The following is a 12174-nucleotide window of genomic DNA, read 5'->3' as shown; positions in this document are numbered from 1 at the left end:
TCAGCGCATCATCTGAACGAATAGCAGCACTGCGCCCGCACACGGCAGAAAAGCCAGCATGGCATCGATGCGATCGAGCACGCCGCCATGCCCGGGCAACAGGGTTCCTGAGTCTTTCACCCCAGCCTCGCGCTTGAGGAGGGACTCATACAGATCACCCACGACGCAGAGTGTGACACCCACAAGCGCCAGCAGGACAACAAGCGCCGGATGAATCGCGGAGTGAATGGCCGGAACGAGACTCCACAGCAGCAGGCAAAACGCGGTCACACCCAAAACCGCGCCGGCAACTCCTTCCCAGGTTTTTCCGGGGCTGATTTCAGGCGCCAGCTTGTGCTTGCCAAACCGGCGTCCCGCAAAAAAGGCGCTGATATCTGCGGTACAGACAAGCAACAAGGCTGCCAGCAAAAGGGAAGGATCCTCCCTGCGCAACTCAATCAGGGCCATGCCCGAAGAAACCATCATCAGGACTGCCGCGAAATAGCGCCAGTACCAGCCTACGGGTTCGATCCGGAAATGCAGAAAGGTCGGCACCGACAGAAGCCAGAAGGAAGCAGCGATGAGGTAGACAGCGCCCAGCATGAACGGCAGGTCTTCCACAGCGCCCGCCGGCTGAACGGCCACGAACATCAGAGGAATCACTGAAAGAAGGGACAGCAGCACCTGACCCGGCCTACCGATCTTGACCAGTGCACACCACTCGCTCACAGCCAGTACGATGACTGCAGAGACCAGTGCGCCCCAGAGCCAGTCCGGCATGAAATATATGGAAAGAATGACACCGGCACCCAGAATGAGAGCGGTGATGATGCGCTGCTGGAGCATGGTCAGTCCTGTTTGATTGAGCCGGGCGCGAGTTGTTCGCTGGTACGACCGAATCGACGCTCGCGTTTGCGATAGGACTCGATGGCCTTCGCAAACGCCTCTTCATCGAAGTCCGGCCACAGGCAGTCCGTGAAATAGAACTCCGTATACGCCAGTTGCCAGAGCAGGAAATTGCTGACTCGCTGCTCTCCTCCGGTGCGGATGTACAAATCCGGTTCCGGTACATCCGCCAGACACAGATGACGGGACAGATCGTCCTCGGTAAAACCGTCGCGCTTGTCCGGTTGAGACCGCAGCATGACGTTCACGGCATTGACGATATCCCATCGTCCGCCATAGTTCGCTGCGATGGATAAGCAGAGCGCATCGTTTCCGGCGGTCAGGGCTTCGGCCTCCCGGATCGTCTCGACGAGTTCGGCATCGAAGCGGGACATGTCTCCGATCACTCGAAGACGGATATTGTTCTTGTGAAGTTTTTTCACTTCTTCACGCAGTGCCTGCATGAAGAGTTGCATGAGGAAGGAGACCTCATCGGCGGGTCGGCGCCAGTTCTCGGAACTGAAAGCAAAAAGGGTCAGATGCCTGACCCCCTGTTCCATGCACCGGGCAACGACCTTGCGGACGGTTTCAAGACCACGCTTGTGGCCCGCCACTCTGGGCAGAAGACGCTTGCGGGCCCAACGGCCATTGCCGTCCATGACAATGGCGATGTGCTCCGGCACATCGCCGCGCTCGGGAATTCCCCGGGTGGAGCTGATCAATCTCGAAAGCATCTGATGGCTGAGCGGGCTGCGGATCAGTCGCGCATCAAATCTGCATCAGCTCTTGCTCTTTCTGAGCGAGCAGCTTGTCAGCTTCAGCGATGTAACGATCCGTCAGCTTCTGGACATCGTCCTGGGCGCGACGTTCGTCGTCCTCGGAGACTTCCTTGGCCTTGACCGCTTCCTTGAGCGAGTTGTTGGCATCGCGACGCAGGTTGCGAATCGCAATCCGCGCTTCTTCAGCCTCGCCACGCACAACCTTAATGAGGTCCTTGCGACGCTCTTCAGTCAGCATGGGCATCGGTACGCGCACGACATCGCCCATGGTCGAAGGATTCAAGCCCAGATCGGAATCGCGAATCGCCTTCTCGATCTTCGCGATCATCGGCTTTTCCCAAGGCTGGACACCGATGGTGCGTGCATCGATGAGCGACACGTTCGCCACCTGATTGACCGGCGTGGGATTGCCGTAATAGTCGACCATCACATGATCGAGCAACCCGGCGTGAGCGCGCCCCGTACGAACCTTGCCGAGATTGGTCTTGAGCGCCTCGACCGATTTCTGCATTTTCTGTTCGGTGTTTTTCTTCAGCTCGGGAATCATCATCAGCCTCTCAAATATGAACCAGCGTACCTTCGTCCTCGCCTCTCACGATGCGCATCAACGCGCCCGGCTTGAAGATGCTGAAGACCTTGATCGGCAGCTTCTGGTCACGACACAGGGCAAATGCCGTGGCATCCATCACCTGCAGATTGCGCGAAATCGCTTCGTCGAAGGAAATGTTGCTGAAACGCGTAGCCGCAGGATCCTTGTTGGGATCCGCGCTGTAGATACCATCGACCTTGGTCGCCTTCAGAACAATCTGGGCTTCCATTTCAGTGCCACGCAAGGCAGCTGCCGTATCGGTCGTAAAGAACGGGTTACCTGTTCCGGCGGCAAAGATGACGATCTTGCCTTCCTCAAGGTAACGAATCGCCTTGTTGCGGATATACGGCTCGACAACCTGTTCGACGTTCAGAGCCGACTGCACACGGGCCGCCACACCGGCAACGCGCATCGCGTCACCCAGAGCCATGGCATTCATGATGGTTGCCATCATGCCCATGTAATCAGCGGTGGCGCGGTCCATGCCGGAAGCCGCGCCAGCCATGCCACGGAAAATATTGCCACCGCCAATCACGATGCCGACTTCGACACCGAGACGCGAAACCTCGGCCACTTCAGCCACGATGCGGGAGACGACTCCCTGGTTGATGCCATAGGCATCGTCCCCCATCAGGGCCTCACCGGACAGCTTGAGCAGGATTCGCTTGTAGGCAGTGGGCATATTCCGTTCTCCGATCAGCGTGCAGCAGCGGCAGCGGCAGCCTGGGCGGCCACTTCAGCAGCAAAGTCATTCACCTTCTTCTCGATGCCTTCACCCACCAGATACAGGGTAAAACCAGCGATGGAAGCCGACTTGGCCTTGAGCAGCTGCTCAATGGTCTGCTTGCCGTCTTCAGCCTTGACGAACACCTGGCCCAGCAGGGTTACGTCCTTGAGGAACTTCTGCACGGAGCCTTCGGCAATCTTTTCCAGCATGGCTTCCGGCTTGCCTGCTTCCTTGGCCTTCTCGATGGCGACGCGACGCTCGGCTTCGATCAGCGCGGCATCAACACCGGTGGAATCCAGCGACTTCGGCTTGGAAGCGGCGATGTGCATCGCGATGTCCTTGGCCAGCTGCTCTTCGCCGCCCACCAGGTCAACCAGCACGCCGATCTTGGCGCCGCCGTGAATGTAGGCCGCAACCTTGCCCTTGGCTTCAACGCGCTCAAAACGACGGATCGTGATGTTTTCACCGATCTTGCCGACCAGGGCTGCACGAACCGCTTCAACGGTCGAACCATCCAGCGCCAGCGCAGAAACGGCAGCGACATCCGCCGGGTTCTGGGTAGCGATCAGCTCAGCAACAGACTTGGTGAAAGCCAGGAAGTCATCGTTCTTGGCAACGAAGTCGGTCTCGCAGTTCACTTCAACGATGGAAGCCAGCTTGCCATCTGCAGAAATGTAGGTACCGACAATGCCTTCCGCGGTCACGCGGGCAGCAGCCTTGGTTGCCTTGTTGCCCAGCTTGACGCGCAGAATTTCTTCGGCCTTGGCCATATCGCCGTCGGCTTCGGTCAGTGCCTTCTTGCACTCCATCATGGGCGCGTCAGTCTTGCCGCGCAGTTCAGCAACCATGCTTGCGGTAATAGCCGCCATGCTCACTCCTGAATTCAGAATATTGGATTTCAAAACAACAGGCTCGCCAGCACAACCCCTGACGGGATCGCGGTGGCGAGCATGCACTGGCTTTATTACGCTTGCTCTGCGTTTTCCTGGACTTCGACGAACTCGTCCGAAGCAGCAGCAACGATGTCCTGAACCATGCTGTTCTTGCCTTCAAGAACCGCATCAGCCACACCTTGCGAATACAGGCGGATCGCGCGGGACGAGTCGTCGTTACCCGGGATCACGTAATCCACACCTTCCGGCGAGTGGTTGGTATCAACCACGCCAATGACGGGAATACCCAGCTTCTTGGCTTCGGTGATGGCAATCTTGTGGTAACCGACGTCGATCACGAAGATCGCGTCCGGCAGGCCGGCCATGTCCTTGATGCCGCCGAGGCTCTTGGTCAGCTTTTCCAGCTCGCGCTTGGCCAGCAGGGCTTCCTTCTTCGACAGACGCTCGACGGAGCCGTCTTCGAACATCTGTTCCATTTCTTTCAGACGCTTGATCGATCCCTTGACCGTCTTGAAGTTGGTCAGCATGCCGCCGAGCCAGCGCTCGTCAACATAAGGCATGCCAGCGCGCTGGGCTTCTTCTGCGAGAATCTCGCGAGCCTGACGCTTGGTACCCACAAACAGGATGGTGCCGCGGTTAGCGGACAGCTTCTTGACGAAATCGACAGCCTCGTTGTACTTGACCAGGGTCTTTTCGAGGTTAACGATGTGGATCTTGTTGCGATGGCCGAAAATGAACGGGGCCATCTTGGGATTCCAGAAGCGGGTCTGGTGGCCGAAGTGGACACCGGCTTCCAGCATTTGACGCATGGTAACTGCCATGATTGATACTCCAAGTTTTCAGGGTTAGCCTCCGTTCGCTGCAGCACCGGAAACATCCCGGCGGCTTAGCTGCCCATCCTGCAGACAGACCCGTGATCAGCGAACGTGTGGATTTGCGAGATTCCTCATGAACCTCACCCGGATCCTTCATGGACCCAGCCCGCAAGTATAGCAGCGAGGCACAAATTCCCTCAAGCCACACAATCCGAAACCTGCAATGCGTTGCTGCCCTCAGGCGTTCTGCGCTAGCCTTCGAAGCTCTTTCAGGCCAAGCAAGCAGCGCATGAGCATCATCATCAAAAGCAGTGACGAAATCGAATCCATGCGAACAGCCGGCCGCCTGGCCTCGGAAGTTCTCGACTACATCACCCCCCATGTTGTGGCAGGCGTGAGCACGGAACAACTTGACCGGCTTTGCCATGACTACATGACAACGGTACTGGGCTGCATTCCCGCGCCGCTCAATTACGCTCCGTCCGGCTACACGCCTTATCCGAAATCGATCTGTACTTCGATCAACCACCAGGTCTGCCACGGAATTCCCGGGCCAAAGCTCCTCAAGAAGGGGGATATCGTCAACCTGGACATCACCGTCATCAAGGACGGCTTTCATGGCGACAGCAGCCGGATGTTCCTCATCGGAGACGTCAGCATCCAGGCCCGGCGACTAAGCCAGGTGAGCTTTGAATGCCTCTGGCGAGGCATCGCGCAAGTGCGCCCCGGCGCTACCCTGGGCGACATCGGGCACGCCATCCAGCAGCACGCGGAAGGTGCGGGCTTCTCGGTGGTCCGCGAATTCTGCGGTCACGGCATCGGGCGCGCGTTTCACGAGGCGCCACAGGTGGTGCATTACGGCAAGCCCGGCGCGGGCGAAACATTGCAGGAAGGCATGACCTTCACGATCGAGCCGATGATCAACGCCGGCAAGGCTGCCATCTCGGAACTCCCCGACGGCTGGACCATCGTCACCAAGGATCGCTCGCTCTCGGCACAATGGGAGCACACCCTTCTCGTCACCCGGAACGGCGTGGAAGTACTGACCTGGTCTGAGGGCTGCCCACTGCCGCCGGCGTCGACCGATCTTTCCGCAATCACCCTTCCGAACTTCAGCTCAGCAGCCTGACCGTGACTCCGGACCCTTATCGCAGCGCATGCGAAAAACTGCGCAACGAACTCCAGCAAGCTCAGCAGGATCTGAGAAAAGCCTATGAGCAGCACGGCAGCCCAGCCCGTTTGCTGCATGGGCGCGCTCGACTCGTCGACGGCGTACTCCGGAGCCTCTGGCAGACGTTCTCAATGCCCGACAGCGCCACGCTGGTCGCCGTGGGGGGCTATGGCCGAGGCGAACTCTACCCCTGCTCGGACGTCGACATCCTGATTCTGCTGGCCGCAGAGCCTTCCGCCGAACTGGGCGAAACCATCCAGCAATTCATTGGCAAACTCTGGGATCTCGGCCTCGACATCGGGCACAGCGTACGCACGGTCGAAGAATGCGTGGCAGAAGCTGCCAACGACGTCACCATCCAGACCAATCTGCTTGAATCCCGTCGACTCTGCGGCAGCAGCAAGCTCTATCGCCATTTCATCTCGGCCACCAAGGCCGGCTTTGATCCAGCCCGCTTTTTCGATGCCAAGTGCGCCGAGCAGGAGCAGCGCTACAACCGCTTCAACCACACGCCTTACGCTGTCGAGCCCAATTGCAAGGAAAGCCCGGGCGGCCTGCGCGATCTTCAATCCATCATCTGGATCGCCCTGGCGTCAGGCCTTGGGACGCGCTGGGACGAGCTGGCCCGGCACGGCCTGATCACGGCCGAAGAGGTCCGGGTGCTGAAGAAGAACGAACGCGTGCTGCAGCAAGTCCGCATCCGCTTGCATTACATTGCCGGACGGCGCGAAGATCGCCTGATCTTCGATCATCAGGAAGCGCTGGCCCGCGCTTTCGGCGTCAAACCCACCAAGGCCCGGCGCGCATCGGAAGTCATGATGCAGCGCTACTATCTGGCAGCCAAGAAGATCTCGCAGCTCAATACGATACTGCTGCAGAACCTGGGCGCCCGCTATCAGCCTCCCGGCGCTTTCCAGACGCGCGCACTCAACGAGCGCTTCCTGCTGGTCGGCGACCAGCTCGATATCGCGGAAGACGACACCTTCGAACGCACCCCCGGCGCGATCCTCGAAGCCTTCCTGCTCATGGAGCAGCATGCCGAAGTCAAAGGCATGACGGTTCGCACCCTGCGCGCACTTTGGCATGCCAGAAGCCTGATCGATGCGCGCTTCCGTGCCGACCCGGCCAATCGAGCGACCTTCCTGGCCCTGCTTCAGGAGCCCCGGGGCCAGACGCACGCATTCCGGCTGCTCAACCAGTACAGCATCCTGGGAACCTATCTGCCTGCCTTTGCACGCATCGTAGGTCAGATGCAGCACGATCTTTTCCACGCCTACACCGTGGACCAGCACATCCTCCAGGTGTTGCGCAATGTGCGCCGCTTCCTGATGGAAGAACACGCACACGAATACCCGCTGATGACCCGGATAGCGAGCGAATGCAAGAAGCCCTGGCTTCTTTTCATCGCAGCACTCTTCCACGATATCGCCAAGGGACGCGGCGGAGACCACTCGACGCTGGGCATGGGAGACGCGCGCAGATTCTGCCGCAACCATGGTCTGGACAAGGAAGACACCCAGCTGGTGGTCTGGCTGGTCCAGCACCACCTGACGATGTCCCAGGTGGCACAGAAGCAGGATCTCTCGGACCCCGACGTGATCCGGCGCTTCGCCAGCCTCGTCAAGACCGAGCGCCGCCTGAGCGCGCTCTACCTCATCACTCACGCCGATATCCGGGGAACGAGTCCGAAAGTCTGGAATGGCTGGAAGTCACGCCTGCTGGAGGAACTCTTTCTCGCCACACGCCAGCTGCTGCGCGGCAACACCCCGGATCAGCTCATGGGGGTATCAGAGAGACAGGAAGTCGCGCGCCAGAAACTCCGCTTCTTCGGCCTGCGCCCCGGAACCGAAGACGCGTTCTGGAAAGAACTGGATACGCTCTACTTCCTCCGCCACGACGCGGATGAAATCGCCTGGCATACGCGAATGCTCTATTACCGCCCGCGTGGCGAGGAAATCGTGGTCAAGGCCCGGCCCAGTCTCGTCGACAACGGCATCCAGGTCATGGTCTACACGCGTGACCAGAAAGACCTCTTCCTGCGCCTGTGCGCGTTCTTTGCACGGATGGGCTACAGCATTCTTGACGCCAAGATCCACACCACCGGCAATGACTACGCGCTGGACAGCTTCGTGATCATGGACCCGAACGGACGCGAGCATTATCGCGACGTCATCGCTCTGATCGAGCACGAACTCACCCGAAAACTGGCCAGCCAGGAAGCGATCGATTGCCCGTCGGGTGGCCGGGTTTCGCGCCAGCTCAAGCACTTCCCGATCGCGCCTTCAGTCAGTCTGATGCCTGATGAGAAAGGTCAGCAGTTCATCCTGTCGATCGTGGCAGCCGACCGTCCGGGCCTGCTGTTCCTGATCGCACGGACGCTGATCGAGCACGACATCAATCTGGAAACCGCCAAGATCGCGACGCTGGGAGAGCGGGCGGAAGATACGTTCCTCGTCAGCAGCCCGAACCTGGGCAACAGCGCCCACACCATCAAGCTGGAGGCAGCCCTGATAGAACAGTTGAGGATCTGAGGGAAGCGGTCAGCGCGCAGCAGCGCATCTGACAGCGACAAGGATGGCGGCCCGCCCGGTGCGGGCCGGCGAGATCAGCAGAGGCTCTGGGCGCCCTGACAGGATTGAAGCGCGTGATCCAGCCCGGCGGGATCAATTGTTCGCGGCTCAGCCAGCATGCGCAGGATATGGCCCAGCGCAATCTCATTGGCAGACACGGCAGGCGCACCGCCTGCACGAGCACTTTCAAGCAATGCGTCCATGACGAGCAACTGGGCGCTGATCCTGATCTGTTCGACACTTACCTGCATGAAGCCCCCTGGTTTGCTTAACAATGATTCCGGCACGGAACCACCTCCTTCAAGGTCTATTACGGCAGTCGCCTCAAAGGGTTTAGGGTTTTGACAAAAAAATCCTGATCATTCTGCTCGGCAGCGCCGGCGATTAAACTCCCACTTCCTTTGTGTGCAGTCAGGAACAACCGTGCCCTCCTCTCTCAGGATCCCCTACCCCGCGCTGTGTGACCTGCTTGCAGCCGCCTTGACGAAAGCCGGACTGAGTGCCGCGTGCGCCGCAACCGAGGCGCGGATCATGGCTGAAGCTGATCTGCTTGGCGTCCCCTCCCACGGCATCCGCATGCTGCCGCCCCTGCTCACGGCCATGGCGGAAGGCCGTGTCAATCCCTCGGCGCACTGGCAAATCGAGCGGGAAACACTGGCCACCAGCCTGCTGGATTGCGAAAACGGCCCCGGACGGGCGAGCGCCTGTCACGCCATGGATGACGCAGTGAGCCGCGCCCGGCATTGCGGCATCGGCGCCTGCCTTGCACGCCGCACCACTCACTGGGGACGTGCGCATGCCTACGCCGCCCGGGCGGCGCAACAGGGCATGATCGGGCTATGCATGACCAATGCCATGCCAACCATGGCGGCCTGGGGTGCCACACGCCGGATCATCGGCAACAACCCGATCGCAATCGGTATTCCCCAGGCCAATCCGGACACGCCTCTGGTGCTCGACATTGCAATGAGCCAGGCTGCCGTTGGCAAGGTCAACACCTGGAAAAGGGAGGAACGGGACGTTCCGCCTGGCTGGGGGCTCGACGCGGAAGGTCGCCCCAGCCAGGATGCTGCCGCCATTCTGGCCGGGGCTGTCCTGCCCTTCGGCGGACACAAGGGTGCGGGTCTGGCGCTGATGGTCGAACTGCTCACCGCCGCATTGGCAGGCGGCGCCTTCGGCAATGAAATCGTCGGTTCTGACCGCAGCGGGCTGGACCCGGACTCCTGCAAACTCTTCATCGCGATCGACCCGGCAGCCTTCGGCGGGCGCGAAACACTCAATGCCCGGGTGGAAAGCATGCTCGCCTACCTTGCGACTGAGGCGGCCCCCTTTGTCTGGCCCGGTCAGCGGGGCTGGGCAGAGCGCGATGCAAATCTTGTTGCCGGCGTGCCGGTTCATTTAGACATCGTTCGCGAACTCGCCGCAGCAGGCGTCTCGCTGGAAGCCGCAGGATGATGAGTACGATTCGCCGGCTGCTGCGACGCCTGCTGGGCCGCGACCCGTTGAGCCGTCTCCGTGCGAACGGGCTGATCACCGGCCGGAACTTTTTCATGCAGGACTCCTGCCTCATCGACGCGAGTCACTGCTGGCATATCCGGATCGGTGACGACGTCACGCTGGGGCCGCGCGTCACCCTGCTCGCGCACGACGCCAGCATGCGTCAGGCGCTGGGCAAGGTCCGCCTGGGGCGGCTCGAAATCGGCAGCAGGGTGTTCATCGGCGCGGGCGCGATCGTCCTGCCCGGCATCCGCATCGGTGACGACTGCATCATTGGCGCGGGAAGCGTTGTCAGCGCCGATATTCCCGCTGGCAGCCTGGCCTTCGGAAACCCCGCCCGCGTCATGGGCAGTACGGCAGATTACCTTGAGCGTCAACGTCAGTTGATGGCGGGGTCGCCGGTTTTTGATGAACGCTACACCCTGCGCGGTGGCGTGACGACGGCCATGAAGGAAGAGATGAACAGGCAGATGCAGAATGGCCCGGCCTTCATCGACTGAAACCACCGGAAAGCCGGAAACCACCGCGAAGGCCGAGGCAGCCATCGTCGTGCGGAGCTTCCCGGCCATCGCGGAGCCCGATGCGCGGATACTCATTCTCGGCAGCATGCCGGGCGTAGCCTCCCTCACGGCGCACCGCTATTACGCCCATCCGCACAACGGATTCTGGCCGATCATGGCCCGCATCCTCGAGTTCAGGCCCGATCTGCCTTATGAAGAACGCTGCCGCTCGCTGACTGCTGCCGGCATCGCGCTGTGGGACGTATTGCAACAGTGTGTTCGCCCGGGCAGCCTCGATGCGTCCATCGAACACGCCAGTGTGGTTCCAAACGACATCGAAGCGTTTCTCCGGAATCATTCAGGCGTGAAGCTGATCTGCTTCAACGGAGCGGCAGCCGAGCAGCTCTTCCGCCGCCACGTGCTGCCCGATCTGACGAAATCACGTCTGCCAGCAATGCAACGCCTGCCCTCGACCAGCCCGGCACACGCAAGCCTGCGCTTCGAGCAGAAACTCGCCCTCTGGCTGCAGGCCCTGGGCCCGACGCTCGCCAGCCCGTTCTGATCAGGCGGGTTTGCGAATTGCGCTCTTCGGTCTGAAGGCCCGCGTCACCTGCTCATGAGTCTCGATGTAGGGCCCGTCAAGCAGGTCGATGCAGTACGGCACGGCGGCAAACACGCCTTCCACCTGCAGCCTGCCGTCAGCGTCCCGCAGCCCCTCCAGCGTTTCACGGATGGCTTTGGGCTGACCGGGCAGATTGATGATCAGGCTCTTTCCACGGATGACCGCAGTCTGCCGGGAGAGTATGGCGGTCGGCACGAAGTGGCGCGAAATCCGCCGCATCTCCTCCCCGAAACCCGGCATTTCCCGCTCTCCGACCGCTTGCGTGGCCTCCGGCGTGACATCACGCACGGCCGGGCCCGTTCCGCCCGTCGTGACGATCAGGGCGCAAGCTTCTTCATCAGCCAACTCAATGAGCGTCCTTTCAATCAGCGCACGCTCATCGGGAATCAGCCGGGTGACGCCCTCCCACGGACTGGAGATCGCGGCACCGAACCATTCGAGCAAAGCGGGGATGCCCTTGTCTTCATAAATGCCTCCCGCAGCACGGTCGCTGACCGACACGATGCCGATTCTGAGAAGGTCCTTGGCACTCATTCTCCGGCCACCTCGAGATCCTCATCCTGATCATCTCCGCTCGCGCCATGCTTGCCTTCATCCATCTCGCGCAGGATCTGGAAGATTTCGCGGTAGGCCTTGGGCGGCTTGCTCTCCGCCCGCTCCTTGATCGCGTTGCGGCGCAGCTGTCGCAGTCGTCCGAGATCAAGCGACGGAAACTCGTTGCCGATCTCGGTCAGCATGGTTTCGTCTTCCAGCAGGCGTTCGCGCAGTTTCTCGAGCCGGTGCATGCGTGCCACTTCCGCATGCGACTTGCCCTCGATCACATCGAGCGCGGCACGGATCGGTTCAACTTCCTCGCTCCTCATCAGGCGGCCGATGTATTGCAACTGCCGCGCCCGTGCGCCGTTGGCCGTCAGCCGGGCCATTTCGACCAGCGCCTCGCGCAGGTTCTCGGACATCGGCACTTTTTTCAGGCGGGCCGGCGCGTACTCGGTCAGCTTCTTGCCGAGATCCTGCAGCGCATCCATATCGCGCTTGCGCTGCGACTTGCTGACAAAGTAGGAGTCTTCGGTATCTTCGGTTTTTCTCATGTTTTCTCTTGAAGCAAGCGGATCAATCCAGGCCGGTTTGCTGGAAACACACAGTGCCT

General features: G+C 60.5%; 14 protein-coding genes. 5 read left to right on the top strand and 9 right to left on the bottom strand.

What is annotated here, in order from left to right; all coding sequences use genetic code 11:
* From ABDB87_RS09790 to rpsB, 6 genes are all read right to left on the bottom strand, one after another.
* Positions 1-825 (bottom strand): phosphatidate cytidylyltransferase, encoded by an 825-nt coding sequence (locus ABDB87_RS09790; protein ID WP_345926445.1) that lies wholly within the window; start codon positions 823-825, stop codon positions 1-3.
* A gap of 2 nt (positions 826-827) precedes the next feature.
* Positions 828-1598: an undecaprenyl pyrophosphate synthase gene (gene uppS, locus ABDB87_RS09785; RefSeq protein WP_345926443.1), complete on the bottom strand. Its 771-nt coding sequence runs from the start codon at positions 1596-1598 to the stop codon at positions 828-830.
* A 34-nt stretch (positions 1599-1632) separates the two neighbouring features.
* Positions 1633-2190 (bottom strand): ribosome recycling factor, encoded by a 558-nt coding sequence (gene frr / locus ABDB87_RS09780; protein WP_345927283.1) that lies wholly within the window; start codon positions 2188-2190, stop codon positions 1633-1635.
* A gap of 10 nt (positions 2191-2200) precedes the next feature.
* Positions 2201-2914, bottom strand: a complete 714-nt coding sequence (pyrH, locus tag ABDB87_RS09775; protein WP_345926441.1) for a UMP kinase — start codon at positions 2912-2914, stop codon at positions 2201-2203.
* Positions 2915-2928: 14 nt separating this feature from the next.
* Complete coding sequence (tsf, locus tag ABDB87_RS09770; RefSeq protein ID WP_345926440.1) at positions 2929-3828, bottom strand: translation elongation factor Ts; 900 nt, start codon at positions 3826-3828, stop codon at positions 2929-2931.
* Positions 3829-3923: 95 nt separating this feature from the next.
* Positions 3924-4673 carry a 30S ribosomal protein S2 gene (gene rpsB / locus ABDB87_RS09765; protein ID WP_345926439.1) on the bottom strand — a complete coding sequence of 250 codons (750 nt, stop codon included), beginning with the start codon at positions 4671-4673 and terminating at the stop codon, positions 3924-3926.
* Positions 4674-4956: 283 nt separating this feature from the next.
* On the opposite strand from rpsB, the gene map reads away from it, so the two are divergent.
* On the top strand, positions 4957-5796 hold the full coding sequence (gene map / locus ABDB87_RS09760) for a type I methionyl aminopeptidase (RefSeq protein ID WP_345926437.1): 840 nt from the start codon (positions 4957-4959) through the stop codon (positions 5794-5796).
* Positions 5797-5798: 2 nt separating this feature from the next.
* On the top strand, positions 5799-8369 hold the full coding sequence (locus ABDB87_RS09755) for a [protein-PII] uridylyltransferase (protein WP_345926435.1): 2571 nt from the start codon (positions 5799-5801) through the stop codon (positions 8367-8369).
* A gap of 74 nt (positions 8370-8443) precedes the next feature.
* Here the strand turns inward: ABDB87_RS09755 and ABDB87_RS09750 are convergent, their stop codons facing one another.
* Positions 8444-8695 carry a hypothetical protein gene (locus ABDB87_RS09750; RefSeq protein WP_345926432.1) on the bottom strand — a complete coding sequence of 84 codons (252 nt, stop codon included), beginning with the start codon at positions 8693-8695 and terminating at the stop codon, positions 8444-8446.
* Between the two features lie 118 nt (positions 8696-8813).
* Here ABDB87_RS09750 and ABDB87_RS09745 point away from each other — a divergent pair, with 118 nt between their 5' ends.
* The 3 genes from ABDB87_RS09745 to ABDB87_RS09735 are packed head-to-tail and all read left to right on the top strand — an operon-like array spanning position 8814 to position 10967.
* Positions 8814-9863, top strand: coding sequence for an Ldh family oxidoreductase (locus tag ABDB87_RS09745; protein ID WP_345926431.1), 1050 nt, complete (start codon positions 8814-8816; stop codon positions 9861-9863).
* Entirely contained in the window at positions 9860-10405 is a 546-nt protein-coding gene (locus ABDB87_RS09740; RefSeq protein WP_345926429.1) for an acyltransferase, read from the top strand. The genes ABDB87_RS09745 and ABDB87_RS09740 overlap by 4 nt, the downstream gene beginning before the upstream one ends.
* Positions 10383-10967, top strand: a complete 585-nt coding sequence (locus ABDB87_RS09735; protein WP_345926427.1) for a DNA-deoxyinosine glycosylase — start codon at positions 10383-10385, stop codon at positions 10965-10967. The genes ABDB87_RS09740 and ABDB87_RS09735 overlap by 23 nt, the downstream gene beginning before the upstream one ends.
* On the opposite strand, the gene mog is transcribed toward ABDB87_RS09735, so the two are convergent.
* Positions 10968-11561, bottom strand: coding sequence for a molybdopterin adenylyltransferase (gene mog / locus ABDB87_RS09730; RefSeq protein WP_345926425.1), 594 nt, complete (start codon positions 11559-11561; stop codon positions 10968-10970).
* Entirely contained in the window at positions 11558-12115 is a 558-nt protein-coding gene (yjgA, locus tag ABDB87_RS09725; RefSeq protein WP_345926423.1) for a ribosome biogenesis factor YjgA, read from the bottom strand. Before yjgA ends, mog begins: the two co-directional genes overlap by 4 nt.
* Positions 12116-12174 lie beyond the last annotated feature (59 nt).

It is taken from the genome of Uliginosibacterium paludis (genome assembly GCF_039631355.1).
Classification (GTDB): Bacteria; Pseudomonadota; Gammaproteobacteria; order Burkholderiales; family Rhodocyclaceae; genus Uliginosibacterium; species Uliginosibacterium paludis.
The sequence above is the reverse complement of the archived record's forward strand: the minus strand, read 5'-3'. Positions and strand labels throughout refer to the sequence as shown.

Excerpts from the sequence above, each read along its gene's own strand:
- ABDB87_RS09740 (WP_345926429.1), top strand. The coding sequence starts at position 9,860 with ATGATGAGTACGATTCGCCGGCTGCTGCGACGCCTGCTGGGCCGCGAC.
- ABDB87_RS09735 (WP_345926427.1), top strand. The coding sequence starts at position 10,383 with ATGGCCCGGCCTTCATCGACTGAAACCACCGGAAAGCCGGAAACCACC.
- frr (WP_345927283.1), bottom strand. The coding sequence starts at position 2,190 with ATGATTCCCGAGCTGAAGAAAAACACCGAACAGAAAATGCAGAAATCG.
- tsf (WP_345926440.1), bottom strand. The coding sequence starts at position 3,828 with ATGGCGGCTATTACCGCAAGCATGGTTGCTGAACTGCGCGGCAAGACT.
- map (WP_345926437.1), top strand. The coding sequence starts at position 4,957 with ATGAGCATCATCATCAAAAGCAGTGACGAAATCGAATCCATGCGAACA.
- uppS (WP_345926443.1), bottom strand. The coding sequence starts at position 1,598 with ATGCTTTCGAGATTGATCAGCTCCACCCGGGGAATTCCCGAGCGCGGC.
- rpsB (WP_345926439.1), bottom strand. The coding sequence starts at position 4,673 with ATGGCAGTTACCATGCGTCAAATGCTGGAAGCCGGTGTCCACTTCGGC.
- ABDB87_RS09790 (WP_345926445.1), bottom strand. The coding sequence starts at position 825 with ATGCTCCAGCAGCGCATCATCACCGCTCTCATTCTGGGTGCCGGTGTC.
- yjgA (WP_345926423.1), bottom strand. The coding sequence starts at position 12,115 with ATGAGAAAAACCGAAGATACCGAAGACTCCTACTTTGTCAGCAAGTCG.
- mog (WP_345926425.1), bottom strand. The coding sequence starts at position 11,561 with ATGAGTGCCAAGGACCTTCTCAGAATCGGCATCGTGTCGGTCAGCGAC.
- pyrH (WP_345926441.1), bottom strand. The coding sequence starts at position 2,914 with ATGCCCACTGCCTACAAGCGAATCCTGCTCAAGCTGTCCGGTGAGGCC.